This window comes from Streptomyces sp. NPDC059567, from assembly GCF_042735655.1.
Classification (GTDB): domain Bacteria; phylum Actinomycetota; class Actinomycetes; order Streptomycetales; family Streptomycetaceae; genus Streptomyces.
In genome coordinates this window covers 89,618-112,993 of record NZ_JBHWBS010000011.1, presented here as the reverse complement: position 1 = coordinate 112,993, position 23,376 = coordinate 89,618, and the positions used below count along the sequence as shown (strand labels likewise).

General features: G+C 71.0%; 18 protein-coding genes. 3 read left to right on the top strand and 15 right to left on the bottom strand.

Annotation, left to right across the window (positions count from 1 at the left end; genetic code table 11):
• The first annotated feature begins 9 nt into the window (after positions 1-9).
• The 3 genes from frc (at position 10) to ACFVZW_RS08565 (ending at position 4,923) form a co-directional block, all read left to right on the top strand.
• Positions 10-1,254 (top strand): formyl-CoA transferase, encoded by a 1,245-nt coding sequence (gene frc / locus ACFVZW_RS08575; protein WP_384518653.1) that lies wholly within the window; start codon positions 10-12, stop codon positions 1,252-1,254.
• Positions 1,254-3,425, top strand: a complete 2,172-nt coding sequence (locus ACFVZW_RS08570) for an acetate--CoA ligase family protein (RefSeq protein ID WP_384518651.1) — start codon at positions 1,254-1,256, stop codon at positions 3,423-3,425. The genes frc and ACFVZW_RS08570 overlap by 1 nt, the downstream gene beginning before the upstream one ends.
• Positions 3,426-3,537: 112 nt before the next feature.
• Complete coding sequence (locus ACFVZW_RS08565) at positions 3,538-4,923, top strand: OFA family MFS transporter (RefSeq protein WP_384518648.1); 1,386 nt, start codon at positions 3,538-3,540, stop codon at positions 4,921-4,923.
• An 18-nt stretch (positions 4,924-4,941) separates the two neighbouring features.
• Here ACFVZW_RS08565 and ACFVZW_RS08560 read toward each other — a convergent pair whose 3' ends face one another.
• From ACFVZW_RS08560 to ACFVZW_RS08490, 15 genes are all read right to left on the bottom strand, one after another.
• Positions 4,942-6,006, bottom strand: a complete 1,065-nt coding sequence (locus ACFVZW_RS08560) for a sugar phosphate isomerase/epimerase family protein (RefSeq protein ID WP_384518645.1) — start codon at positions 6,004-6,006, stop codon at positions 4,942-4,944.
• Between the two features lie 49 nt (positions 6,007-6,055).
• Complete coding sequence (locus tag ACFVZW_RS08555; RefSeq protein ID WP_384518642.1) at positions 6,056-7,453, bottom strand: alkaline phosphatase family protein; 1,398 nt, start codon at positions 7,451-7,453, stop codon at positions 6,056-6,058.
• On the bottom strand, positions 7,450-8,619 hold the full coding sequence (eboE, locus tag ACFVZW_RS08550; RefSeq protein WP_384518639.1) for a metabolite traffic protein EboE: 1,170 nt from the start codon (positions 8,617-8,619) through the stop codon (positions 7,450-7,452). Before eboE ends, ACFVZW_RS08555 begins: the two co-directional genes overlap by 4 nt.
• Before the next feature lie 13 nt (positions 8,620-8,632).
• Positions 8,633-9,481, bottom strand: a complete 849-nt coding sequence (locus ACFVZW_RS08545; RefSeq protein WP_384518636.1) for a TatD family hydrolase — start codon at positions 9,479-9,481, stop codon at positions 8,633-8,635.
• Entirely contained in the window at positions 9,481-10,035 is a 555-nt protein-coding gene (locus tag ACFVZW_RS08540) for an EboA domain-containing protein (protein ID WP_384518634.1), read from the bottom strand. The genes ACFVZW_RS08545 and ACFVZW_RS08540 overlap by 1 nt, the downstream gene beginning before the upstream one ends.
• Positions 10,032-10,919, bottom strand: a complete 888-nt coding sequence (locus ACFVZW_RS08535) for a sugar phosphate isomerase/epimerase family protein (protein ID WP_384518631.1) — start codon at positions 10,917-10,919, stop codon at positions 10,032-10,034. The genes ACFVZW_RS08540 and ACFVZW_RS08535 overlap by 4 nt, the downstream gene beginning before the upstream one ends.
• On the bottom strand, positions 10,916-11,827 hold the full coding sequence (locus ACFVZW_RS08530) for an SCO3242 family prenyltransferase (RefSeq protein ID WP_384518628.1): 912 nt from the start codon (positions 11,825-11,827) through the stop codon (positions 10,916-10,918). The genes ACFVZW_RS08535 and ACFVZW_RS08530 overlap by 4 nt, the downstream gene beginning before the upstream one ends.
• Positions 11,824-12,954, bottom strand: coding sequence for an inositol-3-phosphate synthase (locus ACFVZW_RS08525; protein WP_384518625.1), 1,131 nt, complete (start codon positions 12,952-12,954; stop codon positions 11,824-11,826). The genes ACFVZW_RS08530 and ACFVZW_RS08525 overlap by 4 nt, the downstream gene beginning before the upstream one ends.
• A gap of 83 nt (positions 12,955-13,037) precedes the next feature.
• A complete protein-coding gene (locus tag ACFVZW_RS08520; protein ID WP_384518622.1) occupies positions 13,038-16,715 on the bottom strand; it encodes a ThuA domain-containing protein in 3,678 nt (1,225 codons plus the stop codon).
• A gap of 264 nt (positions 16,716-16,979) precedes the next feature.
• Positions 16,980-17,984 carry a sugar phosphate isomerase/epimerase family protein gene (locus ACFVZW_RS08515; protein WP_376430570.1) on the bottom strand — a complete coding sequence of 335 codons (1,005 nt, stop codon included), beginning with the start codon at positions 17,982-17,984 and terminating at the stop codon, positions 16,980-16,982.
• Positions 17,985-17,997: 13 nt separating this feature from the next.
• Positions 17,998-19,206: a Gfo/Idh/MocA family protein gene (locus ACFVZW_RS08510; RefSeq protein ID WP_384518619.1), complete on the bottom strand. Its 1,209-nt coding sequence runs from the start codon at positions 19,204-19,206 to the stop codon at positions 17,998-18,000.
• Positions 19,207-19,253: 47 nt separating this feature from the next.
• Positions 19,254-20,291 (bottom strand): substrate-binding domain-containing protein, encoded by a 1,038-nt coding sequence (locus ACFVZW_RS08505; protein ID WP_384518616.1) that lies wholly within the window; start codon positions 20,289-20,291, stop codon positions 19,254-19,256.
• Between the two features lie 56 nt (positions 20,292-20,347).
• Positions 20,348-21,355: an ABC transporter permease gene (locus tag ACFVZW_RS08500; protein ID WP_384518613.1), complete on the bottom strand. Its 1,008-nt coding sequence runs from the start codon at positions 21,353-21,355 to the stop codon at positions 20,348-20,350.
• Complete coding sequence (locus ACFVZW_RS08495) at positions 21,352-22,881, bottom strand: sugar ABC transporter ATP-binding protein (RefSeq protein ID WP_384518610.1); 1,530 nt, start codon at positions 22,879-22,881, stop codon at positions 21,352-21,354. The genes ACFVZW_RS08500 and ACFVZW_RS08495 overlap by 4 nt, the downstream gene beginning before the upstream one ends.
• A 164-nt stretch (positions 22,882-23,045) precedes the next feature.
• Positions 23,046-23,376 (bottom strand): ROK family protein (locus tag ACFVZW_RS08490; protein WP_384518608.1); only part of this gene is annotated, 331 nt, incomplete at its 5' end.

The window sequence follows — 23,376 nt, the reverse complement described above, 5'->3', positions numbered from 1 at the left end:
GGCCCGGTCATGACCACGACACAGGGCACCAAGGCTCTTGAAGGCATCCGCGTCCTCGACATGACGCATGTGCAGTCCGGTCCGTCCGCCACCCAGCTGCTCGCCTGGCTCGGCGCGGACGTGGTGAAGCTGGAGGCCCCCTCCGGTGACATCACCCGCAAGCAGCTGCGGGACATCCCGGAGGTCGACTCGCTCTACTTCACGATGCTCAACTGCAACAAGCGGAGCATCACCCTGAACACCAAGACCGAGCGCGGCAAGGAACTCCTCACCGAGCTGATCCGGCGCAGCGACGTCATGGTCGAGAACTTCGGCCCGGGAGCCGTCGACCGGATGGGCTTCACCTGGGAACGCATCCAGGAGATCAATCCGCGAATCGTCTATGCCTCCATCAAGGGGTTCGGGGACGGCCCGTACACCGACTTCAAGGCGTACGAGGTCGTCGCTCAGGCCATGGGCGGCTCGATGGCCACCACCGGGTTCGAGGACGGGCCGCCGCTGGCGACGGGCGCCCAGATCGGTGACTCCGGCACCGGCGTCCATGCCGTGGCCGGGATCCTGGCGGCGCTCTTCCAGCGCGAGAACACCGGGCGGGGGCAGCGGGTGAACGTCGCGATGCAGCACGCGGTACTGAATCTGTGCCGGGTGAAGCTGCGGGACCAGCAGAGGTTGTCCCACGGACCGCTCTCCGAGTATCCCAACGAAGATTTCGGCGAGGAAGTCCCTCGTTCGGGTAACGCTTCCGGCGGCGGCCAGCCGGGCTGGGCGGTGCGCTGCGCCCCCGGCGGTCCGAACGACTACGTGTACGTCATCGTCCAGCCCGTCGGCTGGTCCCCGATCTCGGAGCTGATCGGCCGGCCCGAGCTCGCCGAGGACCCGGAGTGGGCGACGCCGGAGGCCCGGCTGCCCAAGCTCCCCAAGATGTTCCAGCTCATCGAGGAGTGGTCCTCGACCCTGCCCAAGTGGCAGGTGCTGGAGCTGCTGAACGCACGCGGCATCCCGTGCGGTCCGATCCTGTCCACCAAGGAGATCATCGAGGACGCCTCGCTGGTCGCCAACGAGATGGTGGTCGAGGTCCCCCACCCCGAGCGCGGCAGCTTCACCACGGTCGGCTCCCCGCTCAAGCTCTCCGACTCCCCCGTCGACGTGATCACGTCACCGCTGCTCGGCGAACACAACGAAGAGGTCTACATCGGCGAACTCGGTCTCGGCGACGAGGAGCTGCGGCTGCTGAAGACGAGTGGGGTGATCTAGTGACGACGCACAGCTTCGACCAGCGGGCGGTACGCGAACTGCTCGATGCCGTACGAGCGGACGGGCGCACGGCGCTCACCGCCCCCGAAGGCAAGACGATCGCCGACGCGTACGGCATCGCCGTGCCCGGCGAGGCGCTCGCCCGGGACGTCGACGAGGCGGTGGCACAGGCCCACCGGCTCGGCGGCAAGGTGGTCCTGAAGATCGTCTCCCCCGACATCCTGCACAAGACCGACGCGGGCGGTGTCGTCGTCGGGGTCGAGGGCGCGGCCCAGGTCCGTGAGGCGTTCTGCCGGATCGTCGAGAGCGCCAGGGCCTACGCTCCGGACGCGCGCATCGACGGCGTGCAGGTGCAGCAGATGCTGCCACCGGGCCAGGAGGTCATCGTCGGCGCCGTGACCGACCCCGCCTTCGGGAAGGTCGTCGCGTTCGGGCTCGGCGGGGTGCTGGTGGAGGTGCTGAAGGACGTCACCTTCCGGCTCGCCCCGGTCACCGCCGACGAGGCGGCGTCGATGCTCGACTCGATCCGGGCGGCCGAGATCCTGCGCGGAGTGCGCGGGGCGCCGGCGGTGGACCGGTGGGCGCTCGCCGAACAGATCCGGCGCGTCTCCCAACTGGTCACCGACTTCCCGGAGATCGCCGAGGTCGACCTGAACCCGGTGATCGCCACATCCGAGGGCGCGACGGCGGCCGACATCCGCATCATCCTCGCCACCGAAGTCCCGACGCCACGCCGGACGTTCGGCCGCGAGGAGATCCTGCGGTCGATGCGTCGGCTGATGCAGCCGGCGTCGGTGGCCGTGATCGGGGCCTCCAACGAGCGGGGAAAGATCGGCAATTCGGTGATGCGCAACCTCATCGACGGCGGGTTCCCCGGCGAGATCCATCCGGTGAACCCCCGGGCCGATGACATTCTGGGCCGCAAGGCGTACAAGAGTGTCACGGACGTTCCCGGTGAGGTGGATGTGGCGGTCTTCGCGATCCCCGCTCCGTTCGTGGCGTCGGCGCTGGAGGAGGTGGGTCGCAAGGGCATTCCCAACGCGGTGCTCATTCCGTCCGGCTTCGCCGAGACCGGCGAGCACGCGCTCCAGGACGAGATCGTCGCCGTGGCGGAGCGGTACGGAATCCGGCTCCTCGGCCCCAACATCTACGGGTACTACTCGACCTGGCAGGACCTGTGCGCCACCTTCTGCACCCCGTACGACGTCAAGGGTGGCGTGGCGCTGACCTCGCAGTCGGGCGGGATCGGCATGGCGATCCTGGGCTTCGCCCGCACCACGCGGACGGGTGTGTCGGCGATCGTCGGTCTCGGCAACAAGTCGGACATCGACGAGGACGATCTGCTGATCTGGTTCGGCGAGGACCCCCGCACCGAGTGCATCGCGATGCACCTGGAGGACCTCAAGGACGGGCGGGCCTTCGTCGAGGCGGCCCGTCGGACCGTCCCGAAGAAGCCGGTGGTCGTCCTCAAGGCGGGGCGGACCAGCGCCGGGGCCCGGGCGGCCGGCTCGCACACGGGCGCACTCGCCGGTGACGACGCGGTGTACGACGACATCCTGCGGCAGGCCGGGGTGATCCGGGCCCCGGGGCTCAGCGACATGCTGGAGTACGCCCGGGCCCTGCCCGTCCTGCCGGCCCCGCAGGGGGACAACGTCGTCGTCATCACCGGCGCCGGCGGGTCGGGGGTGCTGCTGTCGGACGCGATCGTCGACAACGGACTGCGGCTGATGGAGATCCCGGACGACCTGGACGCCGCCTTCAAGGCGTTCATCCCGCCCTTCGGGGCGTCGGGCAACCCCATCGACATCACGGGCGGCGAACCGCCGTCGACGTACGAGGCCACCATCAGGCTCGGCCTGGAGGACCCCCGGATCCACGCGCTCGTCCTGGGCTACTGGCACACCATCGTCACTCCCCCGATGGTCTTCGCCGAGCTCACCGCGCGCGTGGTGGCGGAGTTCCGTGGGCGGGGCATCGAGAAGCCGGTGGTGGCATCGCTGGCCGGCGACGTCGAGGTCGAGGAGGCCTGCCAGTACCTCTTCGAACGCGGCGTCGTGGCCTATCCGTACACGACCGAGCGGCCCGTGGCCGTGCTCGGTGCGAAGTACCGGTGGGCCCGGGCGGCCGGGCTTCTCGGCGAGGACGGCGTTGGGAGGCGGTCGATGAGCTGAGCGACAGCTCGAACCACGGGGCTCGCGGTGGCCGCTCGCCGCGGGCCCCGGTGCGAAGGGAACGGACAGGGGGCGCTGGCCAGACTTCTTCCACGCAAGGGGTTCGATCTCCATGACGACAACCGACATCACCACTACCCTCCCTTACAGGGAGGTGACGGACGCCAACGGCCGCACGTACCGGCTCGGCGAGACCGACATCGACCTGATGGGCCGCAAACGCAAGTGGATGGTCATCCTGCCCTGGGTGGGCATGATGGGCATCAGCTCGGCGGAGTACGCGTTCGCCTCCGCCGAGGAGACCCTGCACACCGCGCACAGCTGGAGCAGCGCGCACATCTTCTGGATGCTCGGGGTCTGGGTGTTCTTCCAGGCAGCCGTCGCCTTCCCGGCCGGCAAGCTGCGCGAAAGCGGGAAACTGCCGGCCCGCTGGGCGATGATGCTCGGCGCCGTCGGCACCCTGCTCGGCTACGTCTCCCTCGCGTACGCGCCCCATGTGATCGTCGCGTACGTCGGCTTCGGCATGTTCAGCGGCATGGGCGCGGGCATGGTCTACGCGACCTGCGTCAACATGGTCGGCAAGTGGTACCCGGAGCGGAAGGGCGGCAAGACGGGGTTCGTCAACGGCGGCTTCGCGTACGGCTCCGTGCCGTTCGTCTTCATCTTCACCGGCTACATGGACCTGACGAACTTCCGCTGGGTGCTGGTGGCCGTCGGGCTCTTCCTGGCCGCGATGGTCGCGGTGGCCGGATACTTCTTCCAGGACCCGCCGAAGAACTGGTGGCCGGACACGGTGGATCCGCTGCGGAAGCCGGACGACCCACGGGCGCGCCGGGCGCTGGAGAAGAACCCGCCGGCGGTGAAGCAGTACACGCCGATCGAGGCCTGGCGGACCGGGCGGGTCGCGCTGATGTGGTTCTGTCTGCTGTGCACGTCGGGCGTCAACATCTTCGGGATCGCCTTCCAGGTCCCGTTCGGTGACGAGGCGGGCTTCGCGGGCGGGATCGTGGCGACCGCGATGTCGCTGAAGGCGATCGTGAACGGCACCGGGCGGGGCGTGATCGGCTGGCTCTCCGACCGCTACGGCCGCAAGCAGTGCCTCATCTTCGTCTGTATCGTCCTCGGGCTCGCCCAATACGGAATCCTCTGGTCCGGCACGATCCACAATCTCCCGCTGTTCCTGGTGTTCTCCAGCATCTCCGGCTTCGGTGGCGGCGCGATCTTCCCGATGTTCGCGGCGATGACGGCCGACTACTTCGGGGAGAACAACAACGCCTCCAACTACGGTCTGGTCTACAGCTCCAAGCTGGTGTCCGGGCTGCTCGGCTCGGGCATGGGCGCGGTCGTGGTCTCGGCCTGGGACTACTCGGGCGCGTTCCTGCTGGCCGGGTCGATCTCGCTGTTCGCCGGATTCGTGGCGATCTTCCTGCATCCGCCGGGAAGGCCGCGGGCCCGCCGGGTGGCGGCGAACCCGCGGCCGATCAGCCGGGACGCGTGAGCGCGGTGGCCGCCTGGGTCAGCAGTCCTTCTCGCGCAGGGAGTGGAGGTGCGCGCCGGACTTGCGGGCGAAGGCGAACGACTCGACCGGGTTGTCGTGTTCGGCCTGCCAGTGGTGGGAGCGGTAGCCGTGCTGGGTGCGGTTCACCGCCGAGATGAAGCGCCGGTAGTCGATGTCTCCGTCCCCGACGTCCGCCATGCGGTAGCCGTCGCGGACGGAGTCGTCGCGTTCGCCGTCCTTGACGTGGAAGAGCGGATAGCGGTGCGGCTGGTCCAGTACGTAGTCCAGCGGGTCGAAGGGCGCCGGGGTGCCGTCGACGCGACGGGAGAAGCGGAACTGGGCGGCGTACGCCCAGTAGATGTCCATCTCGAGGTGGACGAGATCGGGGTCCGTCTCGGCGAGCAGGACGTCGTAGAGGCGGACGTTCGGCCGGTCGGTGGCGAAGGAGAACTCCTCGGCGTGGTTGTGCTGGTAGAACTTCATGCCGCGCTTCTTCGCCTCGGCGCCGTAGTGGTTGAACTCCTCGGCGCAGCGCTTCCAGCCGTCGACGGTGGCCCCGTAGCGCCACGGGCCCGAGGCGGTCCCGATGTGCGGGAGACCGAGGGCCTGGGCGTCGTCGAGGACCTGGTCGAGGTTCTGGGCGAAGGTGTACGCGTTGGGGTCGGAGGAGTAGTAGCCGACATGGCTTCCGATGCCGCGCAGACCGTTGTCGCGGGTGAGCCGCTTCAGCTGGGCGAGGGTGATGGGGCCGGCCGAGCCCTGGCTGTAGCCGGCGAACTCGACCTCGTCGTATCCGTACTTCTGCAGCTCGGCGAAGACGGCGGCGAAGCCGAGCGTGGCCACCTTGTCGCGCAGGGAGTAGAGCTGGATGCCGAGGCGTCCCGGGGGCATGACGGGGCGGCCCCGGCCGTGACCCCGGTCGGCGGCCGCGGTGCCGGGTGCGGCTTCCGCGGCCGTGGCGGTGGGGGCGGTCGCGCCGAGGAGGGCCGCGGCGGTCGCGCCGGCGGCGACGCCCAGCATGTTCCGTCTGCTGAGCTTGTGGGCGAGCTCCGGGTCGGCGGGGGTGCGGCGGGTGCGGCTCATCTGTGGATAACTCCTTGTTGTCGGACGGGTCTGCTTCACTGGAGTCCGGTCAGTGAAGACCGGCCAGGTGGAGCAAGAGGGACTTCACATCGGTGGCCGCGACGCGGCCGCTTACAGCGCGGGGGGTGGAGCACAGAATGAGCGGACCTTCGTCATCGCTCGTGGGGAGGCGGCCATGGCTGCCGCGAATAGGTGAGGGGTCGAGGGGGACCACCGCCAGCCGGTAGCGCATGCCGAGCTTCTTGCGGGCGATCGCCTTCGCCGCCTTGATCCGTACGTACGGGTCGAGCGGGTCCATGAACAGCTCGACGGGGTCGTAGCCGGGTTTGCGGTGGATCTCGACGAGCTGCGCGAAGTCCGGTGCCATCGCGTCGTCGAGCCAGTAGTAGTACGTGAACCATGCGTCGGGTTCGGCGAGGGCGACGAGCTCCCCGGACCGGGGGTGGTCGAGGCCGTGCTCCTTCTTGCCCTCGTCGTCGAGGAGTCGCTCGATGCCGGGCAGTCCGGCGAGGGCCTCTCGGACGACGTCGAGGTCTTCGGGGCGTCGGACGTACACATGGGCGAGTTGGTGATCGGCGACCGCGAAGGCCCGGGAGGCCATCGGATCGAGGTACTCCATGCCGTCCTGGGTGTGGACCTCGAGGAGGCCGGCTCGGCGCAGGGCCCGGTTGATGTCGACGGGCCGGTTCACACGGGTGATGCCGTACTCGGAGAGGGCGACGACCGTCCGGCCTTCGGCGCGGGCGTCGTCGAGGAGGGGTGCGAGGGCGGTGTCGAGTTCGGCCGCGGCCCGGAAGGACCGCGGGTCGTCGGGGCCGTACCGCTGGAGGTCGTAGTCGAGGTGTGGGACGTAGCAGAGGGCGAGGTCGGGGCGGCGGGTGCGCAGGATGTGGCGGGTGGCGTCGATGATCCATCGGCTGGAGACCAGGTCCGCGCCCGGGCCCCAGAAGTGGAAGAGGGGGAAGGTGCCGAGCTTGTCGGTGAGTTCGTCGTGGAGGGCCGGGGGCCGGGTGTAGCAGTCGGGTTCCTTTCGGCCGTCGGCGTAGTAGACGGGACGGGGGGTGACGGTGATGTCGGTGTCGGCGCCCATGGCGTACCACCAGCAGATGTTGGCCACGGTGTAGCCGGGGTGGGCGCGTCGGGCGGCGTCCCAGAGTTTGTCGCCGGAGACGAGGCCGTTGTGCTGGCGCCAGAGGAGGACGTCGCCGAGGTCGCGGAAGTACCAGCCGTTGGCGACGATGCCGTGTTCGGAAGGGAGGGTGCCGGTGAGGAAGGTGGACTGGGCGGTGCAGGTGACGGCCGGCAGGACGGTGGAGAGAGCCGCTTGCGATCCGGTCCGGCCGAGAGCCTGGAGGTGGGGCATGTGCTCCAGGAGACGGGGGGTGAGACCGACGACGTCGAGGACCAGGAGGGGGGTGGGTCGGGTGTCGCTCCGGGGGCTGGTCATGGGAGTTCCTTGAGGCCGAGGTCGCTCAACAGGTCACGGGCCAGGGTGAGTTCGGCTGCGATGCCGTCGGCGAGGCGGGCGCGGGTGCGGGGACGCCGGTCGGCCGGAAGTGCCTGCCACGTGTAGGTCTCGACCTCCAGGTGATGGGTCCGCGGGCGGGGGCCGCCCACGAGCAGGGCGAGGGCAGACCTGAGTACCGGAAGGGTGGAGGTGAGCGGGGGCGCCGGTGGGGCGTGGAGGGGGACGTGGAAGTGCGCGCGCCAGGGGGCGCCGTCGGGGAGCGAGCGGCCCGCGAGGGCTTCGGGCAGGTCGTCGGTGCCGCGGAGACCGGCGGCGGTCCGGGTGCGGGTCTGATGGAGGAAGCGGGGTTCGGCGAACTCGGCGAGCGCGGCGCGGACCTCGGGGAGATGGGGGTGTTCGGCATGCAGTGCTGCGGAGAGCTGGGTCTTGACGACGGGGATGCCGGCCGAGCCGAGGGCGTCCAGAGCGGCGTGCGGGTCTTCGAAGGAGGTGGCGAGATGGCAGGTGTCGACACAGACGCCGATGCGGGGGCTTGAGAGGGCGGTGAGCGGGGCGATCGCGTCCGCGGTGCTCTCGACGGTGCAGCCGGGTTCCGGTTCGAGTCCGATGCGGACGGATTTCCCGGTGAGTTCCTCAAGGGCGTCGAGGCGTTCGGCGAGAGTGGTCAGGGCGGTGCGGGCGGTGTCCGCGGCCCGGGAGTCGAAGGGGGTGCGCCAGGCGATCGGCAGCGTGGAGATGGTGCCCTCGGTGATGTCGTCGGGAAGGAGGGCGGCGAGGAGACGGGCCAGGTCGGTGGTGTGGGCGAGACGTTCGGGGCGGGTCCAGTCCGGCTGGTAGACGCGGTACTTGACCTCTTCGGCGCCGAACCCCTCGTACGGGAAGCCGTTGAGGGTGACGACCTCGAGGCCGCGGCGGTCGATCTCGGCGCGCAGTGCGCGCAGGGAGGCCGGGTCGGTGATCAGCGAGCGGGCGGCGTCCCGGGCGAGCCAGAGGCCGATGCCGAGCCGGTCGCGGCCGAGACGGCGGCGGACGGGTTCGCAGTGGTCGCGGAGCTGGGCGAGGACGCCTTCGAGGGTCTCGGCGGGGTGGACGTTGGTGCAGTAGGCGAGGTGGACGGTGGAGCCGTCGGGGTGGCGGAAGCGCATCGGCGGGCTCGCCTCATTCCCCGCCGCGGAGGATGGAGTTGCCCTGGTGGGACGTGTCGGGTGAAGGGGGGTCGAGACGGAGGCGGCCGCTGAGGCCGTAGAAGGTGACGGGGTTGCGCCAGAGCACCTGGTCGACGTCGTCGTCGGAGAATCCGGCGGCGAGCATGGCGTCTCCGACCTTGCGGGTCTTGAGCGGATCGCTCTTGCCCCAGTCGGCGGCCGAGTTCACGAGGACGCGCTCGAGCCCGTGGTCCTTGAGGACGGCGACCATGCGGTCCTCGTCCATCTTCGTGTCGGGATAGATGGAGAAGCCGAGCCAGGCGCCGCTGTCGGCGGCCTCCTTGACGGTGGTCTCGTTGAGGTGGTCGAGGAGGACCCGGTCGGGTGCGAGTGCGGACTCGCGGACGACGTCGAGGGTGCGGCGCAGGCCGGCCAGCTTGTCGCGGTGGGGGGTGTGGACGAGGGCGGGCAGGCCGTTGTCGGCGGCGAGCTGCAGCTGGGCGGCGAGGGCGCTGTCCTCGGCCGGGGTCATGGAGTCGTAGCCGATCTCGCCGACGGCGACGACGTTGTCCTTGACGAGGTAGCGGGGCAGGGCGTCGAGAACGGGGGTGCAGCGGGGGTCGTTGGCCTCTTTGGGGTTGAGGGCGAGGGTGCAGTGATGGGCGATGCCGTACTGGGCGGCACGGAAGGGCTCCCAGCCGAGGAGGGAGTCGAAGTAGTCGAAGAACGAGGCGGGTGAGGTGCGGGGCTGGCCGAGCCAGAAGGAGGGCTCGACCAGGGCGCGCACTCCGGCGTCGTACATCGCCCGGTAGTCGTCGGTGGTGCGCGAGGACATGTGGATATGGGGGTCGAAGATGCGCATCAGGACTCCTCGGTGGGGGCGGTGAGGGCGAGGACGCGGTCGAGATCGGCGGGGACGGGGCGGTCGGCGGCGGTGCGTTCGGCGGCGTAGTCGGTGAGCATCCGGGCGAGTTCGCGGTCACCGCGGGCCCGGTGGGACAGGCCGGCGACGACGTCGACGGGGACGCCGGTGAAGAGGCACTTCAGGACGGCGTGGCGCCAGGAGTGCGGGGCGAGATGGGAGGCGGCGTAGGGGCCGAGGGCGGCGGAGAACAGGGTGGTGTCGTTGGTGCGCAGCGCGTCCTCGATCAGAGGCAGTGCCTCCGGCCCGCTGACGAGTGAGGGGAGGGCGAGGAGGACGGCGCGTCGTTCGGCGGTGGAGCCCTGGTGGTAGAGGCGGGTGAGGACGGCCGTGTCGGCGTGGGCCGCCTTGAGGAGGAGGACGCGGGCGGAGTCGGCGTGCTCGGCGCCGCAGTGCCGGCCGGCGGACGCGAAGCGCAGCTCCCAGAGTGCGGTGTGGGCCGTGGCGGCGGTGAGGGCCTCGTCGAGCCAGGCGCGGGCGGAGTCGGTCATCATGCCGGGGCCTCCCGTGGGGCGGGCTGGTCGCGGAGGAACGAGAGGGAGGAGCGGGCGAGTTCGGGGCCGGCGTGGGAGTGGCGGGGCAGTTCGACGACGGTCAGGCCCGGGTAGCCGGCGGCGGTGAGTTCGGCGAGGGCCGTGAGGACGGGCGGGAAGTCGATCTCTCCGTCGCCGAACGGGAGGTGCTCGTGGACGCCGCGGCGCATGTCCTCGATCTGGACGTGGTGCAGCCACGGGGCGGCGGCACGGACGCAGTCGGCCGGGGAGGCGGACTCCAGGCACTGGCAGTGGCCGATGTCGAGGGTGAGGCCGAGGAGGCGGGGGTCCGGGTCGCCGAGGAGGCCGCGCAGGGTGTGGAAGTCGTCGAGGGTGGCGAGGAGGTGACCGGGTTCGGGTTCGACGGCCAGCGGGACGCCGGCGGAGTCCGCTGCTTCGAGGACGGGGGTGAGGGATGCGGCGAGGCGCTTCCAGGCGGTCGGCTCGGAGGCGGCCGCGGGGGTGATGCCGCTGAAGCAGTGGACGGCGTGGGCGCCGAGGTCGGCGGCGACGCGGACGGCGCGGAGGAGGAGGTCGGTGCGGGCGGCGCGGGCGTCGGGGTCGGCGTCGAGGAGGGAGGGGGCGTGCTTGCGGCGTGGGTCGAGGACGTAGCGGGCGCCTGTCTCGACGGTGACTTCGAGGCCGAGTGATCCCAGGCGGCGGGCCAGTCGGGCGGTCCGGGCGGCCAGGTCGGGGGCGAGGGGGTCCAGGTGCATGTGGTCGAGGGTGAGACCGACGCCGTCGTAGCCGAGGTCGGCGAGGAGGGCGAGGGCGTCGTCGAGGCGGAGGTCGGTGAGGCCGTTGGTGCCGTAGCCGAGGCGGAGTCCGGGGGGTTGGTGGGTCATGTGGGGCTCACCTTCCGGGCGAGGGCGCGGGCGAGCGGGGTGAGGCAGAGGAGCGCGAGTGCGGTGCGGGGTGCGCCGGCCCGGGCGGCGAGGGTGGCCTGGAGGGGGATCACGGCACGGATGCCGGCGCCGACGGAGCGCTGGGTGAGGGGAGGGGACGGGTTGAGGGCCGCGTGGAGGAGCGGGGTGGCCGGGGTGTGGGCGTAGGCGGCGGCGAGCACGGCGGTCACGAGGGGGCATGCCTTGGCGGTGCGGGTGGCTTCGGCGGCCAGCGCCAGGGTGGTGGCGAGGGCCAGCAGCGGGGTCCGGGTCGAGCCTCCCTGTGCCTCGTGGCGGGAGACCGTGGTGACCCCGTAGACGTGCGCGCCCAGGAGCGCGGCCGAGCGCAGCGCTTCCCGCGGCGGGCGGGAGGGGCGGAGGGGAGGGTGGGGGGAGGGGGAGGGGGAGGGCCCCCCGGTGGAGGTCGCGACCGTGCCGAGGAGGAGGTCCAGCGCCCGTGCCCCCGCCATCGCCGCGGGCCCTGCCGGGGTGTGTTTGAGGTGGAGGTCGTAGGCCCAGACGGTGGCGGCGAGGGCGGTGGCGACCGTGAGCGCCGGGCGGCCCGCGCGGGCGGCGAGGCCGAGGCCGGCGGCGGTCAGCGCGGCCGAGGCGGTGAGGGCCGCTCGGGGGGTGATGCGGCCGGAGGGGATCGGGCGGTGGGGGCGGTCGACGGCGTCCTCGGCGCGGTCGGCCCAGTCGTTGAGGGCCATGCCGGCCTCGTACAGGCAGAGGGAGGAGCCGATGGCCAGCAGAGTGGACCGGTTCGGTCGCAGGCCGGTGGCCGCCGCGCCCGCGAGGGCGTCCCCGGGCACGGTGAACAGGGCGGAGACGCGCAGCAGTTCCGCCCACGGGGCGAGGCGTCCGCTCACCGTGCCTCCCCCAGGCGGGCGCCGAAGGCCAGGAGTCGCGCGTACTGGTCCGCCAGCGCGGCGGGAGCCTCGCCCTCCGGGTCCTTGAAGTAGAAGGCCAGGTCCTCCAGAGGGCCCGTCAGGCCCCTCTCGTGGGCGCGTGCCGTCAGCCGGGCCAGGTCGAGCACCAGAGGCGCGGCGAGGGCGGAGTCGCAGCCCTGCCAGGTGGTCTGGAGGGTCATGCGGGAGCCGAGGAAGCCCTCGAAGGCGACGTGGTCCCAGGCTGTCTTCCACTCCCCCAGGGCGGGGACGTCGTCGATGTGGACCTGGCCTTCCGGGGCTCGGCCGAGGATGTCCGCGAGGACGCGTTCCTTGCCGGCGTTCTTGGCCGCGGCGGCGGCCGGGTCGGCGAGGGCGGCGCCGTCGCCGCCACCGAGGAGGTTGGTGCCGGACCAGGCCCGCACGGTCAGGGCGCGTTGGAGGAACATCGGGGCGAGGACGGAGCGCAGGAGTGTCTGGCCGGTCTTGCCGTCGCGTCCCGCGTGGGGAAGGCCGCTCGCCTCGACGGTGGTGGTGAGGGTGGGGTGGCGCAGTCCGGTGGAGGGGGTGAAGTTGACGTAGGGGCAGCCGGCGCGCAGGGCGGCGGCGGCGTAGAGGGAGCTGGGTGGGAGCCCGGCGCCCCCCGACGCCGGCTCCGTAGAGGCCACATTGACGACGACGACTCGTTTCAATGCCAGCCGGTTCCGGAAGTCTGTCATGTCTGCGGCGAATGAGCGGATGAGTTCGCGCTCTTCGCGGGTGTCGCCGGGCAGTGGCCCGCCGGGGCGGATCTCCGTGTCGGCGGCGGCGAGTTCGGCCGTGACGGCGGTGGCGAGGCCGTGCGGGAGGACGCCCGCGGCGGTGAGTGCCTCGGCCCGTTTGGGGAGCGGACACGCCGCCGTGTCGTGTCCGCCGAAGACGAGGGAGGCGAGCGGTGGCAGGCCCGCGGTCGTGAAGGTGTCGGTCTCGGTCACCATGCCGGTCGGTGGGTGCAGGCCGGCCGTGGCCGCGGCGCAGCCGGCCACGGCCGTGGTGGCCACGGAGCCTCTCGCTCCGATGAACCAGACTCCCGTGCGCGTTCCGGCTCCCGTGTGTGTTCCTGTGGTCACGGCCCTGCCTCCCTGGGACGGTGGTGGAGACGGCGGGCGGGGGGTACGGCGCCACCCCGCCCGCCGCCGGCTGTGCGGGAGCTCTACGGGGCGAGCTCCCTGAGCTGGATGTTGCGGAAGGAGACCTGGTCGTCGGCGCCGTGGTTCTGGATGCCGATGTGGCCGTCCTTCAGGCTGCGGACCGGGTCGGTGTTGGTGAAGTCGTTGATCTTCACTCCGTTGAGGAAGACCTGGAGCCGTTCGCCCTGCACGCGGATCTCGTAGCTGTTCCACTGGCCGGGCGGTCGCAGCACGGCGTCGCGTGCCTTGAGGTTGGCGGACTTGAAGCCGTAGACGGCTCCGGTGGTCCGGTCGGCGGCGTCGGTCGCGTCGATCTGGATCTCGTAGCCCTTGTTGACGGCGGACCAGGGGTCGTCGGAGGCCGGGAAGCCCACGAAGATCCCGGAGTTGTCGTCTCCGGCGGCCTTCCAGTCGAGCTTGAGGGAGTAGGAGGAGAACTCCTTGGCCTGGTACCAGAGCATGCCCATGCCGCCGACGGAGCGCAGTTCGCCGTCGGTGACGTCGAAGCTGCCGGGTCCGGCCTGCTTCCAGCCTTCGCGGGTCTCTCCGTTGAAGAGGTCGCGGTAGCCGGTCTGGGGCCGGCAGTCGGCGGTGACCTGGCCGGCGGCGTAGCGCAGTCCGCCGAGGAGGTGCTGGCGGAAGGCCGCTTCGGTGTAGGACTCCTTGGTGTGGCCGCCGCCGGTGTAGAAGGAGCGGCCGCCGCCGTAGGACTTGCACCAGGCGATGGGGTGGTCGCCCTTCATGGTGCCGCCTTGGTAGGTGGTCTCGTCGAGGGTGGCGAGGACGCGGGCCTGGCCGCGCGGGTTGGTGCGGTAGTTGTACCACTCGTCGGTGCGCTGCCAGGGGCCGTCGAGGTGGGCGGTGGCGGGGTGGTCGTGGTCCTCGACGCGGACGGTGGCGGGCTGGATCTGCGGGTGGGAGGCGAAGTGGGCGCCGACGAGTCCGCCGTAGAACTCCCAGTCGTACTCGGTGTCGGCGGCGGCGTGGATGCCCATGTAGCCGCCGCCGGTGGAGACGTAGTTCTCGAAGGCGGTCTGCTGTTCGGCGTTGAGGACGTCGCCGGTGGTGGAGAGGAAGACGACGGCGTCGTAGCGGGCGAGGTTGTTGGTGGTGAACTGGCGGGGTTCTTCGGTGGCGTCGACGGTGATGTTGCTGCCGGCGCCGAGTTCCTTGAGTGCGGTGATGCCGGAGGCGATGGAGTCGTGCCGGAATCCGGCGGTGCGGGAGAAGACGAGGACCCGCTTGGCGGTGCGGTCGACGGGGCTGTTGGAGAGGGTGAAGTCGTCGACGTCGTAGAGGGCGCCGGTGCCGCCCTTGAAGACGAGGAAGAGTTCGGTGGTCTTGCGGGGCACGCTTCGCAGGGGTACGTCGATGTCCTGGAAGGTCTCCCAGCCGCCGGTGACGGGGACGGGTGCGGAGCCGAGGAGGGTGCCGGTGGGTGATCCGGTGCGGACTTCGAGGAAGCCGCCTGCGCCGCCGGAGGAGACGCGGGCGGTGAGTTTGGTGGATCCGCTCAGGTTGTAGGGCTTGAAGGAGATCCAGTCGCCGTCGTTGATGTCGCCGACGGTCCGTCCGCCGTTCGCCGGTGCCTTGTCGATGACGGCGATGCCGTTCTGGGCGTCGAAGTGCTCGGCCTGGCGGTGGCGGGGCTGGAGTTTGGCCTGGTCGTGGGTGGTGAGGGCGGCCTGGCCGCCGCCTCCGCCGTCGGTGTATTCGGCGTCGAAGACGGCGAAGATGTTGGCGTCGTCGTCGTGGCCACCGTCGGCGGAGGTCTTGATGGTGCCGGTGCAGCCGTTGGCGGAGGTGATGGGGTGGCCGTGGCTGTCGTGGCCGAGGATGTAGGTGACCTTGACCTTGGCGCAGTCGATGGTGCCGTCTTCCGGGTCGGTGACGGTCACCTTGAAGGGGATCTCGTCGCCGAAGCCGAAGAGGGCTCCTTCCGAGGGGAGTTCGAGGGTCACCTTGGGTGCGGTGTTGCCGACGACGACGTGGACGGATGCGGAGCCGGTGCGGCCGCTCGGGTCCTTCGCGGTGACGGTGGCCGTGTAGGTGCCGTTCGTGCGGTAGGTGTAGGTGGGGTTGGCGGCGGTCGATGTGCCGCCGTCGCCGAAGTCCCAGCTGTAGGTGAGGGCGTCGCCGTCCGCGTCGGTGGTTCCGGCGGAGGAGAAGGCGACCCTGAGCGGTGCCTTGCCGGAGGTCTTGTCGACGCTCGCTTCGGCGGCCGGGGAGCGGCCTCCGGTGGCGTTCTCGATGCGGTAGAGGCCGGAGTTGTGGTCGCCGCCGAACCAGGCGGTGCCGTAGTCGAGGACGTACAGCGCTCCGTCGGGGCCGAAGGCCATGTCCATGACCTGGGTGCCGGTCCAGGGGACGGAGTTGATGGACTGGACGGCGCCGTCGGCGCCCTGTTCGATGCGCTTGATCCAGCGGCGGCCGAACTCGCCGGCGAAGAAGTCGCCGTCGTACGACTCCGGGAACTTCACCGGGGAGGTGGAGTCGGCGTCGTAGCGGTAGACGGGTCCGCCCATGGGTGATTCGGATCCGGTGCCGAACTCGGGTACGGAGCCGCCGTTGTAGGGGATCCAGGCGGGTTCGGCGGGCGGGAGGTCGACGAGGCCGGTGTTGTACGGGGAGTCGTTCTTGGGCGCGGCGCAGTCGAAGGTGGCGCCGGAGACCTTGGTGGCGAAGTCGTAGTCGACGTAGGGGTCGTTCTTGCCGGTGCAGAAGGGCCAGCCGAAGTTGCCGGGCCTGGTGATGCGGGCGAACTCGACCTGGCCGGCGGGTCCGCGTGTGGGGTCGGCGGCGCCGGCGTCGGGGCCGTAGTCGCCGACGTAGAGCACGCCTGTGGCTTTGTCGACGCTGAAGCGGAAGGGGTTGCGGAAGCCCATGGCGTAGATCTCGGGGCGGGTCTTGTCGGTGCCGGGTGCGAAGAGGTTGCCGTCGGGGACGGTGTAGGAGCCGTCGTCGGCGACCTTGATGCGGAGGATCTTGCCGCGGAGGTCGTTGGTGTTGCCGGAGGTCCTTCGGGCGTCGAACGCGGGGTTGCGGCCGGGGCGTTGGTCGATGGGGGTGAAGCCGTCGGAGGCGAAGGGGTTGGAGTCGTCGCCGGTCGACAGGTAGAGGTTGCCCTGGGCGTCGAAGTCGATGTCGCCGCCGACGTGGCAGCAGATGCCGCGGGTGGCGGGGATGTCGATGACCTTCTTCTCGCTGGCGTTGTCGAGGGTTCCGTCGGCCTTCAGCGTGAAGCGGGAGAGTCGGTTGACGCCGTCGTACTTGGCGAAGTCGGCGGCGGTGCCGTTTTCGGGGGCGTCGCCCGCGGGGGTGGTGAGCGGCGGGGCGTAGTAGAGGTAGATGGCCTTGTTCCGGGCGAAGTCGGGGTCGAGTCCGATGCCCTGGAGGCCTTCCTCGTCGTGGGAGTAGACGGGGATGGTGCCGATGACCTTGGTGTTGCCGGCGGCGTCGGTGCGGCGCAGTTCGCCGCCTCGTGAGGTGTGCAGGACGCTGCGGTCGGGGAGTACGGCGAGCGACATGGGTTCGCCGACTTCTTCGCCGCCCTTGGCGAGGGTGATCTGCTGGAACTCCTCGGCTGCCGCGGCGGCGGTGTCGTCCGCTTGGGCGGCGAGGACCTGGGGGGTGCCGAGGGCGAGGAGTCCGACGGTGAGCAGGGCGAGTGACTTCCTGGTTCGGAGTCGTTTTCTGTGCACGGGTGTCCTCCGGAGTAGGGCCGGGTGTGCGGGTTGTCCGGGGACCGGCGTGCGCCGTCACGCTGGTCGCGTTTCACAGTTACGTCATGTACACATCAGCCACACAGGGACCGTAGTGGGGTTCGTCCATGCCCGAAAGCCCTTGTGCGTCGGTGCTGTCGAACTTTTCACCGCGAGAGGACAAAGCCGCTCGCGGGCAGGGCGGACCGGCCCGGTGGCGTTGCCGCCACCAGGCGCCGACCTGCGTGCATGCAGCCCCGAGGGCTACCGATCGCCGCCGAATGCGGCGTCGAAGGAGGCCGCCGGCGGGTCGAAGTCGAACCGCTTCAGATGGGAGAGCGCTTCCGGAGCGCCGGTGAGCCGGTCCATCCCGGCGTCCTCCCACTCCACCGAGACGGGCCCCGCGTAGCCGATCGAGCGGAGCATCCGGAACACGTCCTCCCAGGGCACGTCTCCGTGCCCGGCGGAGACGAAGTCCCAGCCGCGCCGCGGATCGCCCCAGGGAAGGTGCGAGCCGAGCCGCCCGTTGCGGCCGTCGAGGCGCTTGCGGGCCTCCTTGCAGTCCACGTGGTAGATCCGGTCGCGGAAGTCCCACAGGAATCCGACCGGGTCCAGGTCCTGCCAGACGAAGTGGCTCGGGTCGAAGTTGAGCCCGAAGGCCGGCCGGTGGTCCACGGCCTCCAGGGCGCGCTGGGTGGTCCAGTAGTCGTAGGCGATCTCGCTCGGATGGACCTCGTGGGCGAAGCGCACGCCTTCGGCGTCGAAGACGTCGAGGATCGGGTTCCAGCGCTCGGCGAAGTCCTGGAAGCCGCGCTCGACCATCCGTTCCGGCACCGGCGGGAACATCGCCACCAGATGCCAGATCGACGAGCCGGTGAAGCCGATGACCGTGTCGACGCCGAGCGCCCCGGCGGCCCGTGCGGTGTCGGCCAGTTCGCGTGCCGCCCGCTGCCGTACGCCTTCGGGCTCTCCGTCGCCCCAGATCCGGGCCGGCACGATCGCCTGATGGCGTTCGTCGATCGGATGGTCGCAGACGGCCTGGCCCACCAGATGATTGGAGATCGCCCAGCACTTCAGGCCGTACTTCTCCAGGAGGGCGCGGCGGCCGTCGACGTACGACGGATCCGCGAGGGCCTTGTCGACCTCGAAGTGGTCGCCCCAGCAGGCGAGTTCGAGGCCGTCGTAGCCGAAGTCACGGGCGAGCCGGCAGACCTCCTCCAGCGGCAGATCGGCCCACTGGCCGGTGAAGAGGGTGAAGGGACGGGTCACGATGGACGGCCTCCTAGACCTGTACGGGGGTGTAGACGGCGTTCTTCTCGGCGCTCTCCTCCACCGCGGCGAGGACCCGCTGCACCTGGAGCCCGTCGGCGAAGGACGGCGCGGGGCCGGTCCCGGACGCGATGGCGAGGACCAGGTCGCGGGCCTGGTGGACGAAGGTGTGCTCGTAGCCGAGCGCGTGACCGGGCGGCCACCAGCCCTCCAGGTACGGGTGGTCCGGCTCGGTCACGAGGATGCGGCGGAACCCGGCGGAGGCGGCGGGCTCGGTGTGGTCGTGGAAGGAGAGTTCGTTGAGCCGCTCCAGGTCGAAGGCGAGCGAGCCCTTCTCTCCGTTGATCTCCAGCCGCAGGGCGTTCTTGCGGCCGGCGGCCATCCGGGTCGCCTCGAAGGAGGCGAGCGCCCCGGAGGCGAGCCGCCCGGTGAACAGCGCCGCGTCGTCCACGGTCACCGTCCCGTACGCCGCGCCCGCGGGAGCCCCGGCGAGCCCTGCCGACACCCCGGCGAGCAGCGGCCGCTCCCGTACGAAGGTCTCGGTGAGCGCCGACACCCCGACCAGGAGCTCCCCCGCCAGGTACTGGGCGAGGTCGACGGCGTGCGCGCCGAGGTCTCCGAGGGCTCCCGATCCCGCGTGCTCGCGCTCCAGGCGCCAGGTCAGCGGGAAGCCCGGGTCGACGAGCCAGTCCTGCAGATAGGTGACCCGTACGTGCCGGAGCGCGCCGAGCCTGCCCTCGGAGATGAGCCGGCGGGCGTACGCGATCGCCGGCACCCGCCGGTAGTTGAAGCCGACCATGGCGACCTGGCCGCGGGCGGCCGCCGCCGTGGCGGCGGCGACCATGGCCTCGGCCTCGGCGACCGAGTTGGCGAGCGGCTTCTCGCACAGGACGTGCTTGCCGGCCTCCAGCGCGGCGATGGCGATCTCCGCATGGCTGTCGCCCGGGGTGCAGACGTCCACGAGCTGGACGTCGTCGCGGGCGACGAGGGCGCGCCAGTCGGTCTCCGTCGCCGCCCAGCCGTGCTGCGCGGCGGCGGCCCGGACGGCGGTCGCGTCACGGCCGGCGACGGCGGCGAGGACCGGCCGCATCGGCAGGTCGAAGACGCGTCCCGCGGTGCGCCACCCCTGGGAGTGGGCGGCGCCCATGAACGCGTATCCGACCATGCCGATGCCGAGTGTCGGCGGCGTGGCCTCGCCGGCCTCGCTGTCCCTCTGTTCCATACGGATTCCTCCTCGTCGGTTGCGCGGTGGGGGCGGCCGGAGGCCGGTCAGCTGAAGCCGGTGGGCAGGTACTCGTCGACGTTCTCCTTGGTCACGACGGCCGAGTAGAGGGTGATGGAGGCCGGGATCTCCAGCTCGGCCATGCCGCCGACGCCCTTCTTCTGGCCGAGGGCGCGGGCCAGGTCGATGGCGGAGGCGGCCATGGTCGGCGGGTAGAGGACGGTGGCCTTGAGGACGCTGTCGTCGGCCTTGATCGCGTCCATGGCGGACTTGGCGCCGGCGCCGCCGACCATCAGGAAGTCCTTGCGGCCGGCCTGGGCGATGGCGCGCAGCGCACCCACGCCCTGGTCGTCGTCGTGGTTCCACAGGGCGTCGAACTTCGGCTGGGCCTGGAGGAGTTGGGCCATCTTGGCCTGGCCGGACTCGACGGTGAAGTCGGCGGCCTGGCGGGCCGCCTTGCGGATGTTGGGGTAGTTCTTCAGGGCGTCGTCGAAGCCCTGGGTGCGCTGCTTGGTCAGTTCCAGGCTGTCCATGCCGGCGAGTTCGATGACCGTGGCGTTCGGCTTGTCCTTGAGCTTCTCGCCGATGTAGCGGCCGGCGTTGAGGCCCATGCCGTAGTTGTCGCCGCCGATCCAGCAGCGGTAGGCCTGCGGGGAGGCGAAGATGCGGTCCAGGTTGATGACGGGGATGCCGGCCTTCATGGCCTGGAGGCCGACCTGGGTGAGCGCCTTGCCGTCGGCGGGCAGGATGACCAGGACGTCGACCTTCTTGTTGATGAGGGTCTGGATCTGGCCGATCTGGATGGCGGTGTCGTTGGAGCCCTCGGTGATCTCCAGCGTGACCTCGGAGTACTTCTTCGCGCGCTCCTTGGCGTTCTGGTTGATGGCGTTGAGCCAGCCGTGGTCGGCCTGCGGGCCGGCGAAGCCGATGGTGACGGGGGTGCCGGGCTTGTCGTCGGCGGCCGGGACGTTGCTCGCGGCCGGGGCCTGGTTCTTGGGCTCGTTGCTGGTACAGGCGGTGAGCAGCGCTCCGGCGGAGACGGCCGCGGTGCCGAACAGCAGTCCTCTGCGGCTGGTTTCTGGCATGGCGATGGATCCCTTCGGGGGTGAGGGAGGTACGGGGGCGTTGCGGGGGTAGGGGGTCAGGCCTCGCCGTGGCGGGCGGTGCGGCGCTGTACGAGGACGGCGGCGACGATGATCGCGCCCTTCGCGATCTGCTGGACATCGCTCTGCAGGTTGTTGAGCGCGAAGATGTTGGTGATCGTGGTGAAGACCAGGACGCCGAGGACGGAGCCGACGATGGTGCCGCGGCCGCCGGAGAGCAGGGTTCCGCCGATGATCGCGGCGGCGATGGCGTCGAGTTCGTACAGGTTGCCGTTGGTGTTCTGGCCTGAGCCGGACAGGATGATCAGCAGGAACGCCGCGATGCCGCAGCACAGGCCGGAGAGCAGATAGAGGTAGAGGCGCTGGCGGCGTACGTCGATGCCGGCGAGGCGGGCGGCTTCCGCGTTGCCGCCGACGGCGACCGTGCGGCGGCCGAAGGTGGTCCGGTTGAGGATCAGCCAGCCGACGACGGTGACCGCCGCGAAGACGAGGACGAGCGGCGGGACGCCCAGGATGTAGGCGTCGGGGAGGCCGAGGTCGAGGACGGAGTCGACGGTGACGATCTGGGTCCGGCCGTCGGTGATCTGGAGGGCGAGTCCGCGGGCCGAGGCGAGCATGGCGAGCGTCGCGATGAACGGCACCATCCCGCCGTAGGCGATGAGCAGCCCGTTCACCAGTCCGCAGCCGAGCCCGACGACGACGGCCGTGAAGAGGATGCCCGCGAAGCCGTACTCCTGGGTGGCGAGCGTGGTCGCCCAGACGGAGGCGAGGGCGACGATCGCGCCGACGGAGAGGTCGATGCCGCCGCTGGTGATGACGAAGGTCATGCCGACGGTGACGACGCCGATGACGGACGCCTGGGTGAGGACGAGCTGGAGGTTGGAGGGGCTGAGGAACTCGTCGGGCTTGGTGAAGCCGCCGACGGCGATCAGGACGGCGAGCACCCCGAGCAGGGAGAGGTTGCGGACATCGGCCTTCAGCCCGAGTGGGCGCCGGCCACCCCCTTGTGCAGGCGCCTCGGTGCTCTTGGCGGTGGACAGCGTCATGACGTGGGGCTCCCTTCCATCACGAGGTCGAGTACGCGGTGTTCGTCGAGCTCACGGGCGGGCGCCGTGTGGACGACCCGGCCCTCCTTGAGCACCAGGACACGGTCGGCGAGGCCCAGGACCTCGGGCACTTCGCTCGATACGAGGAGGACGGCGAGGCCGTCGTCGGCGAGGCGGCGGATGACGGCGTAGAGCTCGGCGCGGGCTCCGACGTCGACGCCGCGGGTCGGCTCGTCGAGCAGCAGGACGCGGCAGCCGCGCAGCAGCCACCGTGCGAGGACGGCCTTCTGCTGGTTCCCGCCGGAGAGGGTACGGATCCGGGCGTCGGGGTTGTCGGGTCGCAGCGACAGCTCCCGGGTGGCCGTCCGGGCGGCTTCGCGTTCGGCGTCGCGGTCGATCCAGCCGGCGCGCGAGAAGCGGGCGAGCGTGGAGACCGACACATTGCGGGTGACGGACTCCAGCATCAGCAGCCCCTGGGCCTTGCGCTCCTCGGGAGCGAGGCCGAGACCGGCACGGACCGCGTCGCGGACGCTGCCGGGGCGCAGGGTGCGGCCGTCGACGACGACCCGTCCGGCGGTGGCCTTCCGGGCTCCGTAGATCGTCTCCAGGATCTCGGAGCGGCCCGATCCCACGAGTCCGGCGAGGCCGACGATCTCACCGGGCCGCAGTTCGAGGTCGACGGGGTCGAACTCGCCTTCCCTGGCGAGCCCTTGGACCTGGAGGACGGGCGCGGCGGCCGGTGGTTCGGCGGGGCGGGGCGGAAAGACGTATTCGACATTCCGACCGGTCATCATGGCAACGATGTCCCGGGTGGGTGTGGAAGCCGCGGGCAGCCCGCCGGACACGGCCCGGCCGTCCTTGAGGACGGTGACCCGGTCGCCGATGCGGCGGATCTCCTCCAGGCGGTGGGAGATGTAGACGACCGCGACGCCGGCCGCGGTGAGGTCGGCGACGATACGGAAGAGGTTGTCGACCTCGTCGGGGTCGAGGGCGGCCGACGGCTCGTCCATGACGATGAGGCGGACGTCGTGGGAGAGGGCGCGGGCCATCGAGACGATCTGTTGCTGGGCGGCGGAGAGGTCGCCGACGAGGCGGGCGGGGTCGATCTCGGGATGGCCGAGCCGCTTGAGGAGCGCGGCCGTGGCCGTCCTGGCCTCGCGGCCGCGGACGACGAATCCGGCGGTGGTGGGTTCGTGGCCGAGGTGGACGTTCTCGGCGACGGACAGCCCTTCGACGAGGTCGAGCTCCTGGTAGATCGTGGCGATGCCGAGCCGCATGGCGGCGATCGGGGAGCGGAGCTGGACGGGCTCGCCGCGCCAGGTGATCCGGCCGCCGTCGGGCTGGTGGGCGCCGGCGAGGACCTTGATGAGGGTGGACTTGCCGGCGCCGTTCTGGCCGAGGAGGCAGTGGACCTCTCCGGGGGCGACTTCGAGGTCGACGCCGTCGAGGGCGCGGACGCCGGGGAAGGACTTGGTGATGGCGGACATGGTGAGCAGGGGTGCGTGCGGTGGCGGCTCTTGCGGCATGGGTGGGATCCCCTCGGCGGGTGCGGGCTGCGCCTGAGCGAGTGGGTGCTGAGGTGGTTCCGGCGGGTGCGGGCCCGTGGGTGGTGTGTGCGCACCCGTTCCACTGGGGTCCCCGGACGGAGTCCGAGGGAAGGAACGAATGCCCACGACCGCCCGCGGGCGGGTTACGCCGGGGAGAAGAGGTGGTCGCTGATGAGGCGGGCCGCGCCGATGACTCCGGCTGTCGGGCCCAACTCGCCGAGCACGATGGGGAGGTTGCCGGTGGCCAGCGGCAGGGACTGCCGGTAGACCTGGGTGCGGACACTGGCAAGGAGGTTGTGACCGAGGCCGGTGACCCCGCCGCCGATCACCACCAGACCGGGATTGAAGAAGCTGACGAGTCCGGCGATGACCTGCCCGACCCGGTTGCCGCCCTCGCGGATGAGGGCGAGTCCGGGTGCGACACACGCCGCCGCCGGCGCCGCCAAGTACAAAGCCCTGGACCCGCGGCCGCGC